This is a genomic window from Bradyrhizobium sp., assembly GCF_027451485.1.
Lineage (GTDB): Bacteria > Pseudomonadota > Alphaproteobacteria > Rhizobiales > Xanthobacteraceae > Bradyrhizobium.
This window is the reverse complement of sequence record NZ_DAIDJE010000020.1, coordinates 20,902-44,163: the sequence shown is the minus strand read 5'-3', so window position 1 is coordinate 44,163 and position 23,262 is coordinate 20,902. Positions and strand designations below refer to the sequence as shown.

The 23,262-nt window shown below is 62.4% G+C and carries 21 protein-coding genes and 1 pseudogene; 4 read left to right on the top strand and 18 right to left on the bottom strand.

From position 1 onward, the window contains the following. Positions 1-97: 97 nt before the first annotated feature. The 5 genes from NEZ08_RS03090 to NEZ08_RS03070 all read right to left on the bottom strand — a co-directional run bounded on the left by NEZ08_RS03090 (position 98) and on the right by NEZ08_RS03070 (position 7,457). Positions 98-1,489: a pitrilysin family protein gene (locus NEZ08_RS03090; RefSeq protein ID WP_298103243.1), complete on the bottom strand. Its 1,392-nt coding sequence runs from the start codon at positions 1,487-1,489 to the stop codon at positions 98-100. A gap of 433 nt (positions 1,490-1,922) precedes the next feature. Beyond that, positions 1,923-2,627, bottom strand: a complete 705-nt coding sequence (locus NEZ08_RS03085) for a hypothetical protein (protein WP_298103240.1) — start codon at positions 2,625-2,627, stop codon at positions 1,923-1,925. A gap of 170 nt (positions 2,628-2,797) precedes the next feature. Continuing rightward, on the bottom strand, positions 2,798-3,295 hold the full coding sequence (gene lspA / locus NEZ08_RS03080) for a signal peptidase II (RefSeq protein ID WP_298103238.1): 498 nt from the start codon (positions 3,293-3,295) through the stop codon (positions 2,798-2,800). Beyond that, positions 3,292-6,291, bottom strand: a complete 3,000-nt coding sequence (ileS, locus tag NEZ08_RS03075) for an isoleucine--tRNA ligase (RefSeq protein WP_298103235.1) — start codon at positions 6,289-6,291, stop codon at positions 3,292-3,294. Before ileS ends, lspA begins: the two co-directional genes overlap by 4 nt. Positions 6,292-6,485: 194 nt before the next feature. Then, positions 6,486-7,457, bottom strand: a complete 972-nt coding sequence (locus tag NEZ08_RS03070; RefSeq protein ID WP_298103233.1) for a bifunctional riboflavin kinase/FAD synthetase — start codon at positions 7,455-7,457, stop codon at positions 6,486-6,488. Positions 7,458-7,668: 211 nt separating this feature from the next. On the opposite strand from NEZ08_RS03070, the gene NEZ08_RS03065 reads away from it, so the two are divergent. Next, positions 7,669-8,064 (top strand): response regulator, encoded by a 396-nt coding sequence (locus NEZ08_RS03065; protein ID WP_298103230.1) that lies wholly within the window; start codon positions 7,669-7,671, stop codon positions 8,062-8,064. A 70-nt stretch (positions 8,065-8,134) separates the two neighbouring features. On the opposite strand, the gene NEZ08_RS03060 is transcribed toward NEZ08_RS03065, so the two are convergent. From NEZ08_RS03060 to uvrC, 8 genes and pseudogenes are all read right to left on the bottom strand, one after another. Then, entirely contained in the window at positions 8,135-8,989 is an 855-nt protein-coding gene (locus NEZ08_RS03060; protein ID WP_298103227.1) for a TIGR01459 family HAD-type hydrolase, read from the bottom strand. A gap of 24 nt (positions 8,990-9,013) precedes the next feature. Next, positions 9,014-10,462, bottom strand: a complete 1,449-nt coding sequence (locus tag NEZ08_RS03055; protein ID WP_298103225.1) for an EAL domain-containing protein — start codon at positions 10,460-10,462, stop codon at positions 9,014-9,016. Positions 10,463-10,823: 361 nt separating this feature from the next. Further along, positions 10,824-12,167 (bottom strand): aspartate aminotransferase family protein, encoded by a 1,344-nt coding sequence (locus NEZ08_RS03050; RefSeq protein ID WP_298103222.1) that lies wholly within the window; start codon positions 12,165-12,167, stop codon positions 10,824-10,826. A gap of 306 nt (positions 12,168-12,473) precedes the next feature. Then, entirely contained in the window at positions 12,474-13,445 is a 972-nt protein-coding gene (gene prmB, locus NEZ08_RS03045; protein ID WP_298103479.1) for a 50S ribosomal protein L3 N(5)-glutamine methyltransferase, read from the bottom strand. Continuing rightward, entirely contained in the window at positions 13,445-13,912 is a 468-nt protein-coding gene (locus tag NEZ08_RS03040; RefSeq protein WP_298103220.1) for a molybdenum cofactor biosynthesis protein MoaE, read from the bottom strand. Before NEZ08_RS03040 ends, prmB begins: the two co-directional genes overlap by 1 nt. A 15-nt stretch (positions 13,913-13,927) precedes the next feature. Further along, positions 13,928-14,179, bottom strand: coding sequence for a molybdopterin converting factor subunit 1 (moaD, locus tag NEZ08_RS03035; RefSeq protein WP_298103217.1), 252 nt, complete (start codon positions 14,177-14,179; stop codon positions 13,928-13,930). After that, a complete protein-coding gene (gene pgsA, locus NEZ08_RS03030; protein ID WP_298103214.1) occupies positions 14,176-14,793 on the bottom strand; it encodes a CDP-diacylglycerol--glycerol-3-phosphate 3-phosphatidyltransferase in 618 nt (205 codons plus the stop codon). Before pgsA ends, moaD begins: the two co-directional genes overlap by 4 nt. Before the next feature lie 69 nt (positions 14,794-14,862). Continuing rightward, positions 14,863-16,866: pseudogene (gene uvrC / locus NEZ08_RS03025) on the bottom strand (excinuclease ABC subunit UvrC); the annotation flags it as partial. A 469-nt stretch (positions 16,867-17,335) separates the two neighbouring features. Between uvrC and NEZ08_RS03020 the strand changes: the two are divergent. Beyond that, positions 17,336-17,962 (top strand): outer membrane protein, encoded by a 627-nt coding sequence (locus NEZ08_RS03020; RefSeq protein ID WP_298103210.1) that lies wholly within the window; start codon positions 17,336-17,338, stop codon positions 17,960-17,962. A 60-nt stretch (positions 17,963-18,022) separates the two neighbouring features. Here the strand turns inward: NEZ08_RS03020 and NEZ08_RS03015 are convergent, their stop codons facing one another. The 4 genes from NEZ08_RS03015 to NEZ08_RS03000 all read right to left on the bottom strand — a co-directional run bounded on the left by NEZ08_RS03015 (position 18,023) and on the right by NEZ08_RS03000 (position 20,753). Further along, entirely contained in the window at positions 18,023-18,238 is a 216-nt protein-coding gene (locus NEZ08_RS03015; RefSeq protein ID WP_298103207.1) for a cold-shock protein, read from the bottom strand. Positions 18,239-18,504: 266 nt separating this feature from the next. Further along, a complete protein-coding gene (locus tag NEZ08_RS03010; protein ID WP_298103205.1) occupies positions 18,505-19,368 on the bottom strand; it encodes a 23S rRNA (adenine(2030)-N(6))-methyltransferase RlmJ in 864 nt (287 codons plus the stop codon). 72 nt (positions 19,369-19,440) lie between these two features. Beyond that, positions 19,441-20,151, bottom strand: coding sequence for a ribonuclease T2 (locus NEZ08_RS03005; protein WP_298103202.1), 711 nt, complete (start codon positions 20,149-20,151; stop codon positions 19,441-19,443). Between the two features lie 131 nt (positions 20,152-20,282). Further along, positions 20,283-20,753, bottom strand: a complete 471-nt coding sequence (locus NEZ08_RS03000) for a hypothetical protein (protein WP_298103199.1) — start codon at positions 20,751-20,753, stop codon at positions 20,283-20,285. 167 nt (positions 20,754-20,920) lie between these two features. Here NEZ08_RS03000 and NEZ08_RS02995 point away from each other — a divergent pair, with 167 nt between their 5' ends. Then, the gene (locus NEZ08_RS02995; protein ID WP_298103197.1) at positions 20,921-21,211 is read left to right on the top strand and encodes a hypothetical protein; all 291 of its coding nucleotides are present in this window, start codon (positions 20,921-20,923) and stop codon (positions 21,209-21,211) included. A gap of 53 nt (positions 21,212-21,264) precedes the next feature. Next, positions 21,265-21,810 carry a DUF3617 family protein gene (locus NEZ08_RS02990; RefSeq protein WP_298103194.1) on the top strand — a complete coding sequence of 182 codons (546 nt, stop codon included), beginning with the start codon at positions 21,265-21,267 and terminating at the stop codon, positions 21,808-21,810. A 6-nt stretch (positions 21,811-21,816) separates the two neighbouring features. Here NEZ08_RS02990 and NEZ08_RS02985 read toward each other — a convergent pair whose 3' ends face one another. Continuing rightward, entirely contained in the window at positions 21,817-23,211 is a 1,395-nt protein-coding gene (locus NEZ08_RS02985; protein ID WP_298103476.1) for an ATP-binding protein, read from the bottom strand. Between the last annotated feature and the right edge of the window lie 51 nt (positions 23,212-23,262).

Below are 23,262 nucleotides of genomic sequence, written 5' to 3'. Positions count from 1 at the left end.
GACTTTCCGAATATCTTGAACGTGGGGGCTGCGACGACGCACGAAGTTCGGAAAGTGGGCACCAGCAGCGAGCGCGCCGCGGCAATCTTGAGGAAGGTCACGACCGCTTCTCCATGTGCTTGGGCGTTTCATCCTTGACGATATACCCGGTCACCGAACGCTTCTTGTCGAGCCACTTCTGCACGGCCTCGCGGACCTGATCGCCGGTCACAGCGCGAATGCGCTCCGGCCATTTCCTGACGTCCTCGATGCTAAGACCGGTGGCCAACGCTCCGCCGTACCAGCGGGCAAGCGTCGCCTGGTTGTCCTGGGCGTAGACGGTTTCGGCGATGAGCTGCGTCTTGACGCGTTCGAGGTCTTCGGAACGCACGCCGTTCTCCGCGATATCCGCAATTACATCGTCGATCGCCTGCTCGATTTGCGCGAACGTCACGCCTTGCCGCGGCGAGGCCGAAATCGCGAACTGCGTCGCGTCCAGCGAGGTGCCTTGATAGGCAGCGGAGGCGCTTACGGCCAGCGGCCGGTCGACGACCAGCCGGCGGTTGAGATAGGAGTTGCTGCCGCCGCCCATCAGTTGCGCCAGCACGTCAAGCGCGGCGCTCTCGCCCGCTGCCGCCGTGGTAGCGGACGGCACCAGATAGTATCGCCGCAGACCGGGCTGTTCGACGCGGGGATCCGCCAGCGTCACCGTCCGCGGACCGGCCGGCTCGGGCTCTTGCGGACGAATGCGTCGGGCCGGTATCGCGGGCTGCGGGGCGATCACGCCGAACGTTCGCTCCGCCATCGGGCGAACCTCAGCCGCATCGACATCGCCGGCGATGACGAGAATGGCGTTGTTGGGTGCGTAGAAACGCTTATAGAAGGCGAGCGCGTCTTCACGATTGAGTTTCTCGATCTCCTGGTGCCAGCCAATTACGGGCCGGCCATAGGGATGGTTGAGGTAAAGCGCGGCCATGATCTGCTCATTGAGCCGCGCTTCGGGATTATTGGCCACCCGCATGTTGAATTCCTCAAGCACGACGTCGCGCTCGGGCAGGACGTTTTCGTCCTTCAGGACGAGCCCCGTCATGCGATCGGCCTCGAACTCCATCATCTTGCCGAGCTGTTCGCGCGGCACGCGCTGGAAATAGCCGGTATAGTCGGCGGAGGTGAAGGCATTCTCATAGCCGCCGATCCGCTGAACGGTGTCGGAAAATTCACCTGCCGGATGCTTGGCCGTTCCCTTGAACATCAGGTGTTCGAGAAAGTGTGCGAGGCCCGACTTGCCCGGGGTCTCGTCGGCGGAGCCGACCTTGTACCAGATCATCTGCGTGACGACCGGTGTGCGGTGATCCGGAATCACCACGACCTGGAGCCCGTTGCCGAGCGTAAATGTGGCGGGGGCCGAAGGTGGGGCCGTTGTCTCCGCCCGCAGGCCAGTGGCGAAGATGACAATTCCGGCGAGCAGGCCGGCGAGCAGGAAAGCGGGCAATCCCCGGGATGAGATCATGAACGGTCTGGAAGTCCGGCGGGAACGGCGTCGCGCACGCTGCCCATCTGGCTGCGGGCGTTCAAGGCGAATGTCCGAAACTCCACCAGGAATCCTCTTCGCAAAAAACCAAGGTGCCACACATCGGCGCGGCCGCGTTCTGTCAGGATCGACAATCGGGCCGGTCCCCGTACTGGAGGCAATAGGTTACCCGAGTTCCTCCGATTCCAAAGTTCGCATCAGAGGTCGCAGCCGTTGCCTGCGAACTTTGGAGTCGGAGCTCAAGTGCCCACTTTCCGAATTTCGTGCTCCATCGCAGCACCCACCTTCAACTTCGGAAAGTCGTGGGCTACTCACAAACTTGTTTGATTCCAGTACCGCTTTATCGATCGGAAGTCCCTGATTGAATTCGCCGCTAATGCTGCAGGGACTTCAGATCGGCAGTGCCAGGCGGTTAGTGAACGACGCTGGTTGCGCTCGACCGTTGCGCAAGCGGGTTGCGATCCGGATTCGCCGTGCCGTCCCAGATGCTCTTCTTCTCTTCGCCGTAGTCATAACCGGTTGCCGGCGTCTGATAGCCGGCGGGCGGCTGGGTCAACGCCGTGCGCGCAGGCTCCGTACCCGGTTCGACCGGCACCGTCTTGCCGCCGCCGAAAATGCCATCCAGGCCGGTCCAGTCGCTGAGAGCCGCAGCGCCGCCTGTGAACAGATCGCCCGGCTTGTCGTAGACAGGGTCGGTCAGAGCCGTGCCGTTGCGGTCGCTGGCGTAAGCTGGACGAGTCGTGCCGGGGGTGGGTGCCTCTTGCACCGGGGGCGCAATATTGATGGGCTGGGCCTGTTGCTGCGGATCGCCGGCTGTGGTCACGCGCACGCGGGCAGGCGGCGGTGCTTCCTTCTTCTTGGCCGCGATCACAGCCCTGCGTGCTCGCTCATCCGGGTCCTTGGGCCAGTCTGCGACCTGCCCTTCCTGCGCGCGGGTGACCGGCGGCGGCAGATCGAGCGTTGGCGGCACCACTAAGGGCGAGCGCTCGCGGTAATCGATGCCGCGATTGTCCATGTTTGTATTACGGATCATGCCGTAGAACCCGTCCGAGATCTTTTCGGAGAAGGTCCGGTTATCCTTGTCCTCGGCACGGGCCGTGCCAGTCGTCACAACCATGCCAAGGCTCAAGGAGAGGATGGCAAGACCCAAGATCCGCTCAATCCGACCATTCGCTTCAGTTTGGTGCATCGCGCTTTCCCGTCCAAAAATCGCGTTAATATCCAGACGCTTGGGCCTGGCTCAGGGCCTGCAAAGCCTTAGCCCTCGACCGGCTACTATTAGCCGGATCAGGGCGCTTTTGCGGCGGGTGACCCCCAAAACGAGTCATACAACAGGGCCGCGACCCCGGCAACAATGGCTACATCAGCCAGGTTAAAGACGTACCAATTAAAGGTCGTTTCGCCGATCCTCACGTGAAACAGAGCAAAATCGACGACGGCGCCATAGGCGAGGCGGTCGATCCCGTTGCCGATTGCCCCGCCGATGATAAAACCGAGGGCGAGCGTGGCCGGAAGGGTGCGTGACCGGGCCATCCAGACCGCCAGCACCACGACCGCCACCGCCTTGATCGCCATCAGGACGATCTGAGCCGCCTGGCCATCATGTTGAAACCAGCCAAAGCTGATGCCCTGATTCCAGGCCAGGACGAGGTCGAAGAACGGCGTCAGCCTGACCGTGCCGCGGCGTGCAATATCGAACACATGGACCAGCCAGAACTTCAATGCCTGATCGAGCACGAGCGTGGCAATGGCCGCGGTCACCCCGTAACGCAGGCGCAGGTTCAAGGCGTTACTCCCATCGCCTTCCACTCACGCAAAGCGCGGGCATCACGCGGCGACACATCGGGATAGTCGGCGTCCTCGCCGACGGTCGGCAGGATCTTCCAAGACCGGGCGCACTTCCTGCCCGCGGCCTTTTCAACGACCACGGCGACGTTGGGCACATCGTTGAGGCGGAAGGCGCTGGCGGGTGCCTCCGCGTCGGTGACCATGGCGTTGGAGGTGATGCAGACTTCCGCGAGGTCGATATCGAACAGCGTGGCGAAGATCGCCTTGTCGGAGACATAGACCAGCGGGGAGGCCTCGAGCGAGGAGCCGATATTTTTCGCGGCCCGCTCGAGCTCCAGCGCGCCGGTCACCACGCGCCGTACATCGCGGACGATCTCCCATTTCGCAGCGAGGGTATCGTCGCGGAAGCCGGCGAGGTTGTCCGGAAAGGTGAGCAGATGCACGGAGGGCGATTCTTCCTGTCCGTACATGAACCAGGCCTCGTCGGCCGTAAAGCTGATGATCGGCGCCAACCATTTCAGGATGGCATCACACAGGATGTTGACCGTGGTCAGCGCGGCCTTGCGCGTCGACGACGAGGGCGGATCGCAGTACAGGGCATCCTTGCGGATGTCGAAATAGAACGCCGACAAATCGGTGTTCATGAAATGCGTAAGCGAGGCAACGACCGTCTTGTAGTCGAATGCCGCATAAGCCTCGCGGACGACGGCGTCGATCTCGCTCAAGCGATGCAGCATCAGCCGCTCGAGCTCAGGCATGTCGGCATGCGCAACCGCATCGCCCGGCCTGAAATGATGCAGCGTGCCGAGCATCCAGCGAATGGTGTTGCGCAGCTTGCGGTAGGTCTCGATGGTGTTTTTGAGGATTTCGGGACCGATGCGCTGGTCGTCGGCATAGTCGGTGGCGCAGACCCAAAGCCGCAGAATGTCTGCGCCGGATTGCGCGATCACCTTTTGCGGCTCGACGGTATTGCCGAGCGACTTGGACATCTTGCGGCCGTTCTCGTCGAGCGTGAAGCCGTGGGTCAGCACCACGTCATAAGGCGCGCGCCCGCGGGTACCGGCGCTTTCGAGCAGCGAAGAATGGAACCAGCCGCGATGCTGGTCCGAGCCTTCCAGATACATCACGGTATCATTGCCGCCATCGATCTTGCGGACGATCTGGCCGAGCGTAGGAAAATTCTGACGGTCTTCCAGCACAAAGGCGTGGGTCGATCCGGAGTCGAACCAGACGTCGAGAATATCGTCGACTTTTTTCCAGTCTTCGCCCGCTCGCGGTCCGAGGAAGCGCTCGCGGGCACCGTCGCGATACCAGGCATCGGCGCCTTCTTCCGTGAAGGCCTCGCAGATCCTTTGATTGACGATGTCGTCTTGCAGGATTTCCGCCGAGCCGTCGCCCTTCTCGCGCACGAATACCGCAATCGGCACACCCCAGGCGCGCTGGCGCGAGATCACCCAGTCCGGCCGGTTGACGATCATGCCATTGATGCGGTTTTGCCCCGCCGGCGGCACCCATTGCGTGACCGAGATCGCATGCAGCGCCCGGGCGCGCAAGGTATCGCCAGGCCTCGCCTTGCCATTCTCAGCGATGTCCTTGTCCATCGCGATGAACCATTGCGGCGTGTTGCGGAAGATCACCGGCTTCTTCGAGCGCCAGGAATGCGGGTACTGGTGCTTGAGGCGTCCGCGCGCCAGCAGCATGCCGGCGCCGATCAGCGCCTTGATCACAGCCTCGTTGGCATCGCCCTTTTCGCCCTTGTCGGTCAGCACGCGCGTTCCGGTGAAGCCGGGCGCTTGCGCCGTCAGCGCGCCGTTCTCGTCAACGGTATAGGGGATCGCGGTGCTGATGCCGCGCGCTTCCAGCTCGCGCGCATTCGCGGTCCAGACGTCGAAGTCTTCGCGGCCATGGCCGGGCGCGGTGTGGACGAAACCGGTACCGGTGTCCTCGGTGACGTGATCGCCGGGAAGCAGTGGCACCACGAACTGGTAGCTGCCATCGAGCCCCTTAAGCGGATGCGCGCATTCCACCACGTCCAGGGTATCACCGGGGATGTCCCGCACCTTTTCATACGACGTGACGCGCGCCTGCTTGAAAACGCTCTCGGCCAGCGCATCTGCCAAAATCAGGAGATCGCCGTTCCTGGTCCAGTTGTCGGCCGGGGCATCGGTGACCTTGTAAAGGCCATAGGCGATTTTTGGCGAGAAGCTGATGGCCCGGTTGCCCGGCAGCGTCCAGGGCGTCGTGGTCCAGATCACGATGCTGGCACCGGCGAGCGCCCCGTAGGCGGGCGAGTTGACCGGAAATTTCACCCACACCGTATCCGAGGTGTGGTCCTCGTATTCGACCTCGGCTTCGGCGAGCGCGGTTTTCTCCACTACGCTCCACATCACGGGTTTCGAGCCGCGATAGAGCGTGCCGTTACTGGCAAACTTCATCAGCTCGCGCGCGATCTGCGCTTCGGCCGGATAGCTCATGGTCGCGTAGGGATGGTCCCAGTCGCCGATGATGCCGAGCCGCTTGAACTCCTCGCGCTGCACGTCGAGCCAATGCGTGGCGTAGGCGCGGCATTCTTTTCGAAATGCCACCATCGCCGCGGAGTCGCGGAAGTCCGGCTTCGCCTTGCCCTTGGAGCGGTAGTTCTCTTCCTCGATCTTCCATTCGATCGGCAGGCCGTGACAGTCCCAGCCCGGCACATAGTTGGAATCGAAGCCCAGCATCTGCTGGCTCTTGGTCACAACGTCCTTGAGGGTCTTGTTGAGCGCATGCCCGATATGGATGTTGCCGTTGGCATAGGGCGGCCCGTCATGGAGGACGAATTTCGGCCGGCCTGCCGAGTTCTCGCGCAGGCGCTCGTAAAGGCCCATTCTGTTCCAGCTCTTGAGGATTTCCGGCTCGCGCTGGGGCAGGCCCGCGCGCATCGGGAATTCCGTCTGCGGCAGGAACAGGGTCTTCGAATAGTCTGTGCTATCGGACTTTTGCGGCTTTTGGGACATGGGGCTCTGGAACGCGGCTGGTGTCTTCAGCGGATGATCTTGGGCGGATGCACGAGAAATCCCGGTCTTCTCGCCGAGCCTTTGAAGCTCAAGCGGAAGCCGGGCCGCTAATGCCGATGGTGCGCCGCGTCAACATGGGCTTTCTATAGCAGGGGGCAGTGAAATCGCAAAGCCCTGCTGAGCGCCTTAAAAAATCAGCCCACAACCCCCAATCCAGGGAACGCGTCAGGCGCAGCTGCCAGACGCTCGCGGGCGCGGGCCGAATCGTCGTCCATCTGGCGGATCAGGGCGTCGATGGCATCGAACTTCAATTCTTCGCGCAGGAAGGCGATGAAGGCGACGTCCAGGCGGCGGCCATAAAGATCGCCCTTGAAATCGAACAGGAAAACTTCGAGCAGCGGCGCGCCATTATCGAAGGTCGGGCGGCGGCCGAAGCTCGCGACGGCGTCGAAGCGCGCCTCGCCCAGGCCGACCCGGACTGCATAGATGCCGTGCTTGAGGCCGCAATTCTTGTCGAGTCTGATATTTGCGGTCGGAAAGCCGAGGTGGCGGCCACGTTTCTCGCCGTGGATGACTTCGCCGCTGATAAACCAGGGGCCGCCAAGCATTGCGGTGGCCTCGTTGATCTGTCCCTCGGCAAGCGCCTCGCGGATCGCACTGGAAGACACCGGCCGTTCGGCGATGTCGACATGGGCCTGGACGTCGACCTCGATACCGAGCCGTGGCGCTTCTGCCACCAACAGGGCCGGCGAGCCGACGCGGCCCTTGCCGAAATGAAAGTCATAACCGACCGCGACGCCGCTGATTCCGAGCCGCTCGATCAGATCATGGTGAATGAAGTCTTGTGCCGTCGTCTCGGCACGTCGCCTGTCGAATGTCATAACCACGGCGCCCGAAAGGCCGGTGCCCGCGAGGAGCCGCAGCTTGGCGGCCTCGTCGGTGAGGCGGAACTGGGGGGTATTGGGGCTGAAATAGCGGCGTGGATGGGGTTCAAAAGTCAGCGCGAAGGCCGGTTTTCCGTGGGCCCGGCCCATGCGCAGAGCAGCAGCTATAACGGCGCGGTGCCCGAGGTGAACACCATCGAAGTTGCCCATCGCCACCACCATTCCCTTGGGAGTGGAGGCCGGGGCATCGCTATCGCGGATCACGGTAAAATTGGAGGTCATTTACTAAGTCTTGTCCCACGGGTCCGACGGACCGTGGCTTGGGGCAGAGCGCGAAGTCAAGCCGGGTGTGAGGGGCCATTTGGAGGCCGATAATCCTCCGGAACAGGCACGGGTTAACGGGCTGTTTAATGGCTGATGGTAGTCGTTGGGCTCGACTGCGGGCATGTCGTTTGGCCGAGCAGCGTTCGTTTGTTGCCCAGGGGATTTGAAGATGGCGATCGATCTATCGATGTCGGTTCTGGTGGTGGATGACTACAGCACCATGATTCGCATCATCAGAAATCTCCTCAAGCAGCTCGGTTTCGAGAATATCGACGATGCCAGCGATGGATCGGCCGCGCTCAACAAGATGCGCACCAAGAAATACGGCCTCGTCATCTCGGACTGGAACATGGAGCCGATGACCGGCTACGACCTGCTGCGGGAGGTACGGGCCGACCCCAACCTCGCAACTACGCCGTTCATCATGATCACGGCCGAGTCAAAGACCGAGAACGTGATTGCTGCGAAGAAGGCGGGCGTGAACAACTACATCGTCAAGCCGTTCAATGCCGCCACGCTGAAAACCAAGATCGAGGCGGTGTTCCCGGATCTGGCGAACGCTTGATCATCAAGCAACGTTTGAGTTTTCGATGCCCGGCCTCGATGCCGGGCATTTTCGTCTGGAACGTGCTGCCTCACCACCTCAGCTCCCGCATCAGCGCGCGAGGCGGATGGCCGAACAATTCCCTGATGGAAGCGGGCTCGAGCTGATCGAGACCTTCGAACTCCTCGGAGTGGATGCCGCGGGTCACGAACAGGCAGTCGATGCCAAAGCCATGGGCGCCGGCAAGATCGGTCCTTACGGAATCGCCGATCGCGAGCACACGCTTGAGCGGGACCTCACCCCCGCGCCGCTCGGCCGCAAGCCTCAAGGCGCGTTCGTAGATCGGCCGGTGTGGTTTGCCGTAGAAAATCACCTCGCCGCCGAGTTCGCGATAAAGCTCGGCGATCGCGCCCGCGCAATAGATCAGCCGGTCGCCGCGCTCGACCACAATGTCGGGATTGGCACACACCAGCGTCAACTTGCGTTCGCGCGCCTTCAACAGCATCGGGCGGTAGTTTTCCGCCGATTCGGTTTCATCATCGAACAGGCCGGTGCAGACGATGTAGTCGGCTTGTTCCAGGGGCACGAGCCCCGCTTCGAGGCCGCGATAGATCGAGCTGTCGCGCTCGGGGCCGACCCAGAACATCTTCTGGCCGGGATGAGCGGCGACGAAGTTTCGCGCCAAATCGCCCGAACTGACGATGGCGTCGTAGGTTTCGTCGGCGACGTGGAGTTTGCGCAGTTGGCGCTGCACTGAATCCGCCGGCCGCGGCGCATTGGTGATCAGGATCACGGTGCCGCCCTGGCCGCGAAAGTTCTGAAGCGCCTCGCAGGCATCGTCGAATGCGACGAGGCCGTTATGCACGACGCCCCAGATATCACTCAGCAGCACGTCAACCTCGGCGACGAGATCGCGCAGCCTCTCGGCAAATTTCAGCGTCGTCATGTTATGAACTTCGGAAACTACGCACTAGTTCGGGCCAGCCGCGCGCCGTGCCAGCGCGGCATTTCCCGTCACTCGCGCCGGTGCCTCGATCATCGACGGATCCATCCGTACGGCGCCGTTCGATCCTGCACCCTCCGATTCCCCGGCCTTGCCAGCGGAAGCACCTTCCGTCGCCGAGGCGCCCTCGGGGCGCAACGGCCGCGGCGGCGCGAACAGAAAACCCTGTCCAAACCTGACGTCGAAATCGAGCAAATCGACGACCGCACGCTCGCCCTCGATCCGTTCGGCGATCAGATCGATGCCGAACCGGCCAAGAAGGTCGGAGAGATCCGAGGGGTGGATGTCGGATGACGAAGAGGCCTTCGGATCGAGCAGCAGTGCGGCCGGCACCTTGATGAAGCGGACACCCCGATCGGCGAGTTCGCGCGGTTCGATCCTGAGATCGGTGACATGGTCGATGGAAAAACGGTACCCGCGCTGCGCAAGCGCCGCCAGATGCTCTCCCTCGGCAGCACCGAGGTTACGAAACGTCGCCTGCTTGAACTCGATCACAAGAGACGGCGCCAGCGCGCGATTGGCCTCGAGGAAGTCCAGACAGGGCGTGAAGGTGGTGGAGTCGCGCAGCGTGGCGCCCGCCATATTGCAGAATAGGCCGACCTCCTTGTTTCGGACCATCAGGCGGCGCAGCACCTGGACGCAGCGAAGCATCATGGTGTGGTCGATGCGCCCGACCAATCCTGCGGCTTCCACGAAAGGCATGAACTCTTCGGCAGCAAGCAGCCGGTCATTCTCGTCGCGGATGCGCGTGACGGCCTCGTAGAAGCGCACCTTGCGCTGCGGCAGTGTGACCATCGGTTGCAGATAGATGTCGAGCCGGTTTTGTTCGATCGCGGCCTTGACCGCCGCCAGCGTCTGCACCTCGTTGCGCTCGGCCGTGGGCTCGGACCCGACTACCGAGACAACAGGCGACGGCGCCACGACCAGTTTCGGAGGCTCGGCGGCGAAGGACGGCTGTTCATTGGGCGTTGAATGCCCCGAACGGCTCACGGGCGACGCGGCGGCCGCGTTCGTCGACAACAGATCTTCATGGCTAGCGACCGAGACCGCGAGTTGCTTGACGAGCCCGCCAAGTTCGTTGATCTCCCCAACCACCGCCTGGATGCGGTCCGCCCCCGCGTGGTTGAGCGATCCAAGCTTCCCCTCGACCGCCGTCAGCCGCCTGCCGAATTCGGCGACCTGGCGCGCGAGGTCCGCCGTGCCGCGCGACAGGTCCGCGATCTGGCCGCCGACGTCGGTCCGGTCGCGCAGCCGCATCGATACCGCGTTGTAAAGAATGAGAAAGGTCAGCGCGGTCAGCGCTGCAATCGCCGACTCCATGGCGTCTAATCCGGCGACCGAGTAGAGAACTAGGCCGAGCGAGGCGGCAACCAGCACCATGCAAATGGCGATAAAGATCGTGGAAATACGGATCATGTTGCGCGTAAAGCCCCTCGGAACATCGGTGTGGCGACGCCGACGTTCCTTCCATTGCCGCCGCGAGTTCTTCGAAGGAACGTCAGAGTCAAACCCACCAAAATCATATGGTTGCCGGTATCCTTTTGGTTTTTGACATTCGTAAAAGTGCCTGCCGCGATACGATACGAATGATAGAACCGGGACACTGGTGCTTCTTGGCCGGGCGAGCCGACTTCGCCGTTCTGCTCCGCCGCGCGCCTCGAGCCCTGCAACAATACCACTAATGTTGATTCGATAGGCCAGTCTTCTTGGCGCCGTCTAAAACGGAACCGCGGCCCCGAGGCGGGAGCCGCGATCCGTGTCGAGGGAGGAACCTGCTTCAGGCGACCGAGCGGATCACTTTGGCGACCTTCTCGACGATCTCACCGATCTGGGCCTCGCTGACGATCAAGGGCGGGGTCAGCGCAAGGGTGTCGCCGGCGATCCGTAGCATCAGATCGTTATCGAAAAAAGCGCTGTTGAGCGCATCGAACCCGCGCTTGCCCGGTTGATCGGGGCGCGGGGCAAGGTCGATCCCCGCGGTCAGGCCGACGGTGCGAATGTCCACGACGTTCGGCTCGTTCTTGAGCGAGAAGATCGCGTCGGTCCATTTCGGCTCGAGCCCGCGCGCGTGCTCGAACAGCTTTTCGTCGCGATAGATGTCGAGCGTGGCAAGGCCCGCGGCGCAGGCCAGGGGATGGGCTGAATAGGTATAGCCGTGGGTCAACTCGATCGCGTGCTCCGGGCCGTTCATGAAGGCGTCGTGGATGGTATCCCGCACGAGTACGCCGCCCATTGGCGCGGCGCCATTGGTGACGCCCTTGGCGAAGGTGATCATGTCCGGCAGCACGCCATAACGCTCGGCCGCAAAGGCGTAGCCCAACCGACCGAAGCCGGTGATGACCTCGTCAAAGATCAGGAGGATGCCGTGCTTCTGGGTGATCTCGCGCAACCGCTTGAGATAGCCCTTCGGCGCCGGCAGCACGCCCGTCGACCCGGCCATCGGTTCGACGATGACGGCGGCAATGGTGTTGGCGCCGTGCAGGTTGACCAGGTTCTCCAGCGCGTCGGCAAAATGAGCACCGTATTCCGGCTCGCCACGCGAAAAGGCCTGCTTCTCGCGGTCATAGGTCGTCGGCAGATGATCGACGCCGGTAAGCAGCGTTCCGAACAGCTTGCGGTTGTTGCCCATGCCGCCGACCGAGGTACCGCCGAAACCGACGCCGTGATAGCCGCGCTCGCGACCGATCAGGCGGAGGCGACCGCCCTGGCCGGAGATCTGGTGATAGGCGAGCGCGATCTTGAGTGCGGTATCGGCCGCTTCCGATCCGGAATTGCAGAAGAACACATGATCGAGGCCTTTCGGCGCAAGATCGGCGATGCGGCTTGCAAGTTCGAAAGCCTGCGGGATGCCGAACTGGAACGGCGGCGAATAGTCCAGCGTTTCGGCCTGCTTGGCGATGGCTTGCGCGATCTGGGTACGGCCGTGACCGGCGTTGCTGCACCACATGCCGGCAGCGCCGTCGAGAATTTTACGGCCGTCGACGGTGAAGTAGTGCATATCCTTGGCGCCGGAGAGCAGTCGCGGCGCCTTTTTGAACGCGCGGTTGGCGGTAAATGGCATCCAGTGCGCGGCAAGGTCGTTGGGGACGTTGACGGCGGATCGCGGGCTCTTGTCCAGCATGACGGGCCTCTTCGAGTTGTCGGTAAAAGGGGGCTAGTGGTGCAATTCTAACATTCGCTTCCCTTGTCAGCGGGCACCTTTGCGAATGTTAGAATCAAAGGACCACTAGCAAATATATGCTTCCAGTGGAGTTTGGGGTTTGACATTCGCTTTCCCGGATTTGCGGCTCGGTGGGCTCGAGAATGTCAAATCCACTCCGCTGGTAGGCAGGTTAGCAGTTTCGGCCGCCGACCGGAACGCCGGGAGACCTGCTATTTTCGCAGGGATCGAGCGTTTCCCAGAAGAGCCCGGGGCCTTTTTGCAGTTTTACGGCGTCTGCAGATCGGCCGCCGCAAGCCAGAACACTTCACCCTCGGATTCCTCGGTGTCCAACCACAGGAATGGGATCTGCGGATAGGCCGCTTCGAGTGCACTGCGGCACCGGCCGATCTCGCACAACAGCCCGCCCTCCGACTTCAGGTGGTGGCTTGCCTGATCGAGAATGCGCCTGACCACGTCAAGTCCGTCAGCGCCGCCGTCGAAGGCCAGCTTCGGTTCGGCGCGGCACTCGGGCGGCAGACCGGCCATTCCTTCGGCATCGACATAGGGCGGGTTGGCGATGATCAGATCATAGTGTCGGTTGGCGATCGGGGCGTACAGATCGCCGCGATGCAGCATCACCCGGTCCTGCAGGCCATGCTCGCCGACATTTCGCGCGGCGACGGCGAGCGCATCCCTGGAAATATCGACCGCATCGATCTGGGCATTCGGAAAGGCGCGCGCGGCCAGAATGGCAAGGCATCCGGAGCCGGTGCAAAGCTCCAGCACGTCTTCGACCGCATCCGGATCGTCAACCAGCGAAGGTCCTTCGCCGTCCTGTCCGCCAAAATGCGAATCGAGGAGTTCGCCGATAAAGGAGCGCGGCACGATCGTGCGTTCGTCGACATAGAAGGGCAGGCCGCGCATATAGATCTTGTTGACGAGATAGGCAGCCGGTTTCCCCGAATTGACGCGGCGGTCAATCACCTCAAGGATCGACCGGGCTTCGTGCGCAGCCAGGCGCGCGGTCGCGAAGGTATCGAATTGATCGGGGTGCAGATGCAGGGTTTCGCACACCAGAAACGCGGCCTCCGCCACCGGATCGGTCGTACCATGTGCAAACGTCAGCTTCGCCTCATTGAAGCGGCTCACCGCATAACGGACAAAATCGAGCAGCGTCAACAATTCACCCGGTGAAACCTTGGGAGGCTTCGACCGAACACGCAAACGCTTGGGCGGGGCTTTGGCGCGTTTGACCATCACGATCTGGTCCAGCGCGCCGCCGCCGTGTCGTCGTGATCGCGCGCCTCGATCCACTTGGTGCCGCCCGGAGCTTCCACGCGTTTCCAGAAAGGAGCGTTTGCTTTCAGATAATCCATCATGAATTCGGCGGCCTCGAACGCAGCCTGGCGATGTTTCGAAGCAGTCACGACCAGCACGATATTTTCACCGGGCGTGATCCGGCCGACGCGGTGAACGACCCTTATTCCGGAGAGCGGCCAGCGCGACATCGCGGCATCGGCGTGGCGAGCGATCTCGGCTTCCGCCATGCCTGGATAATGTTCGAGCGTCAGCGCCGCGATGGCTGCACCGTCCTCGCTACCCCGGCAAAGGCCGGTGAACGACACCACCGCGCCGACGTCACTGCGCTGCGCCGTCAGCGCCGATATTTCGCTCGCAATATCGAAATCGGCTTCCTGGATGCGGATAGCGACGTTGTCGGTCATGGCACCGCTCATACGCTAACCGCCGGTCATTGGCGGGAAGAAGGCGATTTCGCGGGCGCCCGCAATCGCCGCGTCCTGTTTGACATGAGCATGGTCGATAGCCGCACGGATCACCCGCGGCTTCTCGAAAGCATAGGCATAAGTCTCGCCGCGCGCGGCAAGCCAGGCGATCAGCTCTTCAACGGTTTTGACGCCCGGCGGCGGTTCGACCATCTCTTCCGACTTGCCGATCCGCTCGCGCACCCAGGCGAAGTATTTGAGTTTCATCCCTCATCCTCCTCAATGAGGTGATGGATGCCGGCGCGGAAATAATCCCATCCGGTGTAGATCGTGACGATCGCGGAGATCCACAGCAGCAGCAGCCCGATCTCGGTGGTGTGGGGAATGACCTGATCACCCGCCTCGCCGGCGAGCAGAAATCCGATGGCGACAAGTTGCGCCGTCGTCTTCCATTTGGCGAGCTTGGTGACCGGCACGCTGACGCGCAGGCCGGCCAGATATTCGCGCAAGCCCGATACCAGGATTTCGCGGCACAGGATTACGATGGCGGCCCATAGCGTCCAGCCGTAGATGATTCCGTCGGCCGCCAGCATCAGGAGGCAGGACGCGACCAGCAGCTTGTCGGCAATCGGATCGAGCATCCGCCCCAATGCCGATTGCTGGTCCCACATCCGCGCATAATAACCGTCGAGAAAATCAGTCACCGCGGCCGCAATGAACACCGCAAGGGCGACCCACCGCAGCCAGAGCGGCCAATGCAGAATGGCCTGCGCATAGATGCAGCCGACCACGACCGGAATGGCGGCAATCCGGGCGAAGGTCAGAATATTGGGCAGGGACAGCGAACTCTTCGCCGGTCCCCTGGTCGTCGCGATGTTCATCCGTCCTACCAATACCCCCGGGACCTGAAGGTCAACCGTGCGTCACATATGACCTTCCAGCGACAATATTCACCCCGGCTGGGTGTGGAAAAACTCGAAAATCTTGCGCGCGCTCTCGGCGCTGACGCCGGGGACCCTGCCGAGATCGGCAATCGAGGCCCGCTCGATCTCCTTCAGCGTTCCGAAATGGTGCAGCAGCGCCCGCTTGCGCGACGGGCCGATGCCGGGGATCTCCTGAAGTCCGGCCTCGCGAATGTCCTTCTTGCGCAGCTTGCGGTGCGACCCGATCACGAAACGGTGCGCCTCGTCGCGGAGCCGCTGGATGAAATACAGCACCGGATCGCGCGGCTCCAGCTTGATCGCCTCGCGGTCCGGCATGAACAGCGTTTCCCGCCCGGCGTCGCGGTCCGGCCCTTTGGCGACCGCAAGCAGCGCAACTTGCGACAGGCCGAGCGTGTCGAAGATCTCCTTTGCCGCGTTGAGCTGGCCGCGACCGCCGTCGATGATGACGAGATCAGGCCATTGCGGCACGCCGTCATCCTCGGCTTTTGCCTGCGCCCTGGGGCCGGCGGTCTCGTCCGCGGTCGCGGCGGCAAGAAGCCGCTTGAAACGACGCTGCAGCACTTCGCGCATCATCGCGTAATCGTCGCCGGGCGTCAGCCCCTCCGACTTGATGTTGAACTTGCGGTACTGGTTTTTGACGAAGCCGTCCGGTCCGGCGACGATCATCGCCCCGACCGCGTTGGTGCCCTGAATGTGGCTGTTGTCGTAGACCTCGATGCGGCGCGGCGGCTGCGGCAGGCCCAGCGTGACGACAAGTCCCGAAAGCAGCCGGTTTTGGGTCGCGGTATCGGCCAGCTTGCGTCCCAGCGCTTCGCGGGCGTTGGTCAGCGCGTGCGTGATGAGTTCCTTCTTCTCGCCGCGCAGCGGCGTCGTAACCTCGACCTTGAAGCCGGCCTTGATCGACAAGGCGCTTGCCATCAGCTCGCTTTCTTCGATGGCGTGCGACAGCAGGATGAGTTTCGGCGGCGGCTTGTCGTCGTAGAATTGGGTGAGGAACGAGGCCAGCACTTCTTCAGGCGTGAACGATTTCTCCGCTTTCGGAAAATAGGCGCGGTTGCCCCAGTTCTGTCCGGTGCGGAAGAAGAAGACTTCCACGCAGGAGTATCCGCCCTCCTGGTGGATGGCGAAGACATCGGCTTCCTGGACCGTTCTCGGATTGATGCCCTGCTGCGACTGGATCGCCGACAGCGCCGCGAGTCGGTCGCGGTAGAGCGCGGCGGTCTCGAACTCGAGCTCGGCCGAGGCCTTCTCCATCTCGGCCGCGAGCAGTTGTTTCACGGCCTGGCTGCGCCCGGACAGGAAATCCTTGGCTTCGCGGACGAGCTCGGTGTAGCCGGGAAAATCGATCTCACGGGTGCAGGGGCCGGCGCAGCGCTTGATCTGGTAGAGCAGGCAGGGGCGGGTGCGGCTTTCGAAAAACGCGTCGGTACAGGAGCGGATCAGGAAGGCGCGCTGGAGTGCAGTGATCGTGCGGTTGACGGCGCCGGCCGAGGCAAACGGCCCGAAATATTGTCCGGGCCTCGTCTGCGCACCGCGGTGCTTGAGGATCTGCGGCGCCCAGTGGTCGCCGGTAATCAGGATATAGGGAAACGACTTGTCGTCGCGCAGCTGCACGTTGAAGCGCGGACGCAGTTGCTTGATCAGGTTGGCCTCGAGCAAGAGCGCTTCGGTTTCGGTCGCCGTCGAAACGATCTCGACCGAGACGGTCGCCGCGATCATGCGCAGGATACGCGCCGGCAGCGGCGCAGAGGCGCGCGCATAGGAAGAAAGCCGCTTGCGGACATTCTTGGCCTTCCCGACATAGAGCACATCGTTCGCGGCATTGAGCATGCGGTAGACGCCGGGTGAGGTCGGCGCGAGCCTGACCGCGTTCTCGATCGCCGCGTGGCCGACAGCAAGCCGTCCCTCGGCGGGAGCCTCATTGCTGTCGTCGGCGGCTTCGGCATCCGGAAGCCGCGCTTCATCCTCTTCGTCCGCCGGGACCGTCGCAGGATCGATATCGCCGGCAGCGAAATTCTGCGCCTGATCCGCTTGCGCCTGATCGGGCGGGGGAGGGGAGAGTTCCTTCCCTCGCGCATTGTTTGCCTGATGGATGGGTTCGCGAGCCATGAGACCGAAAGAATATGGAACCAGGAATCTAGGTGTCGTCCTCGCCGCCTGCCAGTGTGGCGACACTGACGTTCCTTGCAGTGTCGCAGCGATCTCTTCGCAGGAACGTCAGAGTCAAAGCCACACTGGAATCAAATATTTCCCGGTGTCCTGTCGATTCTGACATTCGTTAGAGTACCCCGCCGCGACGTGATGCGAATGTCGGAACCGGGACACCGGTAACGCTCCTTTAAGGCTACACAGCAGCCGATCTCAAGCGTTAGCAACCCTTTAACTTAAAAGTCTCGATAAATCCGAACGGTAAGAAGTGCAAATCCCTAACCATGCCGATGGCGAGGGTCGACGCACTTTCTGCGTGGAGTGTTGCGTGATGAGCAGGATTGCATTGGTCGCCGCGGCCGTGATCGCCGCAGTCGGGACGTCATCGGTTGAAGCCGCCGATCTTGGCTATGGCCAACCGTACCAGCCTTACACCGTCAATCAGCCGCTCAATATGTATAGCTGGGCCGGGCCCTATCTCGGCGGCAACATCGGCTGGAATTGGGGAGCCGTCGACAACAATCCGACGAAGCCTTCGGGAATCGCGGGCGGCGCGCAGGCCGGTTATAACTGGCAGAGCGGTCCGTGGGTTTTCGGCATCGAGGGCGACATTCAGGGCAATGGGGCATCCGATACGTTTGCGCCCTGGAAATTCTCCAACCCGTGGTTTGGCACCGTCCGCGGCCGCGCCGGCTACGCCCTCAATAACATTCTGTTCTATGGCACCGCCGGTCTCGCCTTCGGCGAACTGGACGGCCAGACCTTTGGCCTGTCGGAGAGCCACACCAATGCCGGCTGGACGGCGGGTGTGGGCGCAGAATTCGGCTTTGCCCGCAACTGGAGCGCCAAGCTCGAGTATCTCTATGTCGACCTGAACGACAGCAACTTCGTAATCACCGGCGCTCAGAACGGCTACCATTTCGGCCTGCTGCGCGCCGGCGTGAATTATCACTTCTAAGAAAAAAACAGCACAAACCACAAACTCCCGGCCGCGGCGGCGGCCGGGATTTTTTTCTTCTTACGAAGAAATCACGAGGTTGACCGCCTTGGGCCCCTTGCCCTTCTTGTCCGGTTCGACCTCGAATGTGATGTGCTGTCCTTCGGTCAGATCCTTCAACCCGGCGCGCTCCACCGCGGTGATATGAACGAACACGTCGCGGCCGCCGTCATCGGGCTTGATGAAGCCGTAGCCGCGTTCTCCATTGAAGAACTTGACGATCCCAGTCATGGCCATCGGGAAACCTCCCCCGCATTGCTCCGCCGCCACGCTCTTGTTGCATGGCGACCGACCGGACCTTCGCTGCGGACATATTCCGCTGGAGCTGTGGCCATCGGGGCGGGCCGTGTGATGGCAGCCCGACCTTGAATCAGAAGAGGCCTTGTCACCCCGCCGCTACCATTCGCGGAAGCGGAACGTAAAGCCGATCCCAATGATGCGAGCATAATACGGTTCCCGGCCAGTTGCCTATCGGACTTTTACGGTCCAGGAGCGACGAAAGTTCAGGGACCGAGACTCTCGAGCCGGAAGCGCCCGGCACCGCCCTGGCCGAGCGGCTTTTCCAGCTCAGTCAGGATCGTCTTCAACTCCCCCGCGAGCGTCCATGGCGGATTGACGACCAGGAGGCCGGTCGAGGTGAGGCTTCCATCGGAGGTTTGCGGGGCGACGCTGAATTCGAGGCGCAGGCATTTTCCGGGCGGTCTTGCTCCTGCGGTCGTTTGCGCGACCCGCCGTGCCAGTTCGTCGGTGGCGCGCCGGCTCTTGGCCGGATACCACAACAGGTAGCTGCCGGTCGGCCATTTGGCGAACGCCCCGGTGAAGCCTTCGGCCACCCGTTCGAACTCGTCCTTCTGCTCATAGGGCGGGTCGATCAGGACAAGGCCGCGCCGCTCCTTCGGCGGCACGAAAGCGGGTAGCGCCATCCAGCCGTCGAGATCGACCACGCGGGCCTGGGTGTCGCGCCGGAGTGCTTCGATCAGGGCCTTTCGCGCGCCCGGTTCGACTTCGCAGGCGGTCAGCCGATCCTGCGGCCGCAACAGCGCGCGCGCAATCAGCGGCGATCCGGGATAGGCCGCGAGTTGCCCGCCCATCGGATTGAACGAGCGTACAATGTCGAGATAGGGCGTGATCAGAGGAAGCGCGCTTTCGGAAAACCGCGCCTGCAGGATGCGCGCAATTCCGGTAAGCCATTCGCCGCCGCGCTGGGCCTCTTCGCCGGCGAGATCGTAGATGCCGGCGCCGGCGTGGGTGTCGATCACGCGAAAGGCGGCGTCCTTTTCCTGCAAATAGAGCAGGATTCGCACCAGCACGATGTGCTTGATGACGTCGGCAAAATTGCCGGCGTGAAAGGCATGGCGGTAGTTCATGGCCGAGGGATTACCACGTCATTGCGGGCGACGCGAAGCGCACCGCAATGACGCCTCATCGTCGTTCGCGCTTTAGCCGCCCCTGACCGGCGGCATCGTCACCTCGTCGCGCTTGCAGGCGCGGCGATCGATCTCGTCGCAGCCGCGGAACTGCAAATCCTTGCTCATGCAGATTCGCACTTCACTGAGGCGCGAGCGGTTGCACGTCACGGCGATCGCGTTGGCCGCGAGCCCGGGATTGACCTTGATGAAGGCGCCCTCGACATCGGCCGGCGAGACGGTTTTCGGATCGGCAAGGTCGATGAACTCCGGCGGGATCTTGATCGCCGCGCGCGCTTTCCGAACCGTCTCGAAATACCCGCGAGGGCCGAGCCCCGAGCAGGTGCCGTGCTTTTTCCATTCGTTGAAGATCAAGCCCGGCGCCGGCATCAGGTCCAGCATCGAGGTCATGATGTTGCGGTCGAGCCAGGCATCGCGATCGCAATATTCAGGAAAGCCATGCTCATATTGCGGCCAGAGGCCGTGGACCACGAAGGAAAAGGGTCTGCCGCCGCCGCACTGGGCTTGTGAGCGCCCGCTGTTGCCGCGTTCGGCCGCGTCCTCGCAGAAGGAGGGCGACCAAGACAGCGACAGCACGTAATAATCGAACTCGCCCGGGGTGTTTTGCCGCTTGTCCTGCGCGAGGGCGGCCGTTGTGGCCGCAAGGCCGATCGCCGCCGCGACAATAAGATAGCCGATGCCGGTGCGAATCCGCGCCCTCGGACCAAGACCAGACCAAACCATGGGAAGCCTCCACTCTACGATCCCAGGCGAAACCGTAGCATGAGGGCGGAACATTTCAAGAACAAAGTGAGCGCTGCGCGAATGGCAGTTGCTAGATGCGGCTCAATCTGCGGGGCAAAAATGCCCTGAAATCAGGGCCGGGCACCCACGCAGGAAGGATTATAGGCCCAGTTGCGGTCCAGACCGGTCACGCACCACTCGACACCCTGATCGTAGCCGGCAAAGCCGCCGTCCTCGATGATCGAGAAGTGCACGGCGTGAACGTGGCCATCACTCAGCATGACATCGCCGCTGCAATAGCGGCGCGGGATGTTGTCGGACTGCCAAGGGCGGAAGGCGGTCTCATGGATTTTGCCGTAACCCGTGATCGTCAACCCGGAATTCCAGTAGATGCTCTCTTTTTCCTGGAACTGCGATGAGATGGTCCCAAGCGCGGCCTCGCAGGTCTTGAGCCGCCCTTCATATTTCGGGCCGGAGAGCCAGAAGTTCATTTCGAGCGGATTGGCCGCCTCGGCGGCCTGGCCGAACGCCAGCAGGCCGAACACGGTCCCGAGCGCGGCGCCAAGGCTGGCTTTTCTGGCATATGAAAGAAGGTCACGCATCTTCGGCCCACCCGATCATTCAGCAGAATGAATCGTGCCGCGAAGGTTGCCCAAGGTCAAGTGCAGGGCGGCAACACCTGCCAATAAGTCGGATTCCGGCGGAGTCGCGCGCTTTTCACGGCTGTGGATGCGCTTTAAGGTATCATCCAGGATAAACGGAGTGAGCGATGCGAATCATCAAAGCCGCTGTTCTCGTTGGCGCAACCGCCATGCTGTCGTGGGCACCGGCGTGGGCCGATTGGGTACCGCCATTCAAGGGCAACGACACCGGCGGTATCATCGCTTATGAGCTGGCGCAGCGCGTCGATGGCCGTCAGCTCGCGGTCAACCACTGTGCCTCCTATGGCAAGGTGGCGAAGTTTCTTGCGGTTGACGCCCAATATGGCGGCTATGTTTCCTTCGCCTGCCGCTGGGTGCCGTATGGTGCCAATCAGCGGCCGTTGCGCACGCTCTATTGAGATTTCGACGCAGGCATTGCGTCTCTCATCTTCGTCGACGCGGAGCATGACCGATGACGCGTGAACTTGCTGCCTGGGTGCTGGGCCTTTGTCTGCTGCTGGCCATGCCGGCGAATGTGGTGCGCGCCGACGATCTGCCGATCCGCAAGGCCGGCTTGTGGGAAATGAAGATGATCAGGACCGGCTCGCCGATGCCGGAGCTGGCGATGCAGCACTGCACCGACGAGACCGTCGACAAGGAAATGCACAACATGGTTTCGCCGATGGCGAACCAGATCTGCTCCAAGCAGGACGTCCAGAAGACGGCGACCGGCTACATCACCGATTCCGTTTGCAGCGTCGGCGGCATCTCGGTCTCTTCCCATTCCGAGATCACCGGCGACTTCAATTCCGCCTACACGGTCACGACCACCTCGCACAGTGATCTCGGAGCCAAATCGGCGCCGCACGACACCGTGATCAGAATGGAGGCGAAATGGTTAGGGGCCTGCAAGCCGGACCAGAAGCCCGGCGACATCATCATGCCCGGCGGCGGTTTCAAGCTCAACGTCAAGGACGCATCGAAACTGCGCGGCCTCTTGCCCGCTGCCAAGCAATAGCACTGATTAAACCGGGATTCGCACCGTTGCCCGCAGGCCGCCCATCGGACTGTCGCCGAGGGTGATATCGCCGCCGTGGGAGCGGGCGATGTCGCGGGCGATCGCCAGCCCGAGTCCTGTTCCGCCTTCGTCCTGGTTGCGGGCATCGTCGAGCCTGAGGAAAGGCTTGAAGACTTCCTCACGCATGGCGAGCGGAATGCCCGGGCCGTCGTCGTCGACCGTCACGGTCAGATAGCGATGATCGCGCTGACCGGTAATGGAGATCGTGTTGGCGTGCCGCGCCGCGTTCGACACCAGATTAGCCAGGCAACGCTTGAAGGCGGCCGGCTTCACGGTCACTACGGGAAGGCCGTTGAAGGCCACGTTTGCGGTATGGCCGTGGCGTTCGGCATCGCTGCGCAGTTCTTCCAGCGCTAGCGCCATGTCGGTCGGTTGAGCCACCTCGCCGCTGTCGCCGCGCGCGAACGCCAGATAGTCCTCGAGCATTCCCGACATTTCATCGACGTCCTTGCGCATGGCGTCGACCTCGGGGCCGTCGCCGATCAGGGCGAGCTCGAGTTTGAAGCGGGTCAGGATGGTGCGTAGATCGTGCGACACGCCGGCCAGCATCGCGGTGCGTTGCTCGATCGAGCGTTCGATGCGCGATTTCATTTCGATGAAGGCATGCGCGGCGCGGCGCACTTCGCGCGCCCCGCGCGGCCGGAAGTTCGGCGCCTCGCGTCCCTTGCCGAAACTCTCCGCGGCATCCGCCAGCCGCAGGATCGGCCTGACCTGATTGCGCAGGAACAGGACCGCGACGACCAGCAGGATCGAGGACGTGCCGACCATCCAGAACAGGAAGATTTCCGAGTTTGAGGCGTAGGCCGAACTGCGCTGCGCGAAGACGCGCATGATGGCATCATCGAGTTGAATACGGACTTCGACCAGGTTGGAGCGGCCGACGGTGTCGATCCAGAACGGTTTGGCGATTTGACGGGAAAGCTGCACCGACAGCGTCTGGTCGAGCAGCGAAAAGAATGGCTTCGGTCCCGGCGGGGGCATGTCGCCGGGCGGCAGGAAATCCACCACCAGCCCCAGCCGCTGCTGGGCGATGCGGCGGAGCAGCGCATGGTCCTTGTCCTGCGGGTAGCCTTTGTACACGTCGATCAGGGCAGCAATGTCCGACACTACCGCTGCCGACAGATGGCGCGTCACCGTGTTCCAGTACCGCTCCATGAACACGAAGGCGACCACGGATTGCAGCACCACCATCGGCACGATCATGATCAGCAGCGCACGGGCGTAGAGCCCGGTCGGCATCCAGCTCTTGAACGCATTGCCCATCCAGCCGTTGGCCGCGGAGACCCGTCCGGCAGCGGTGCGGATGAAGGTAAGGCCGGTGTCGAGTGGGGCGGATTTGATGTTCGCTCGCCACTTGCTGCGGTTTTCTGAAGCGAACGTCAAATCCAAAGC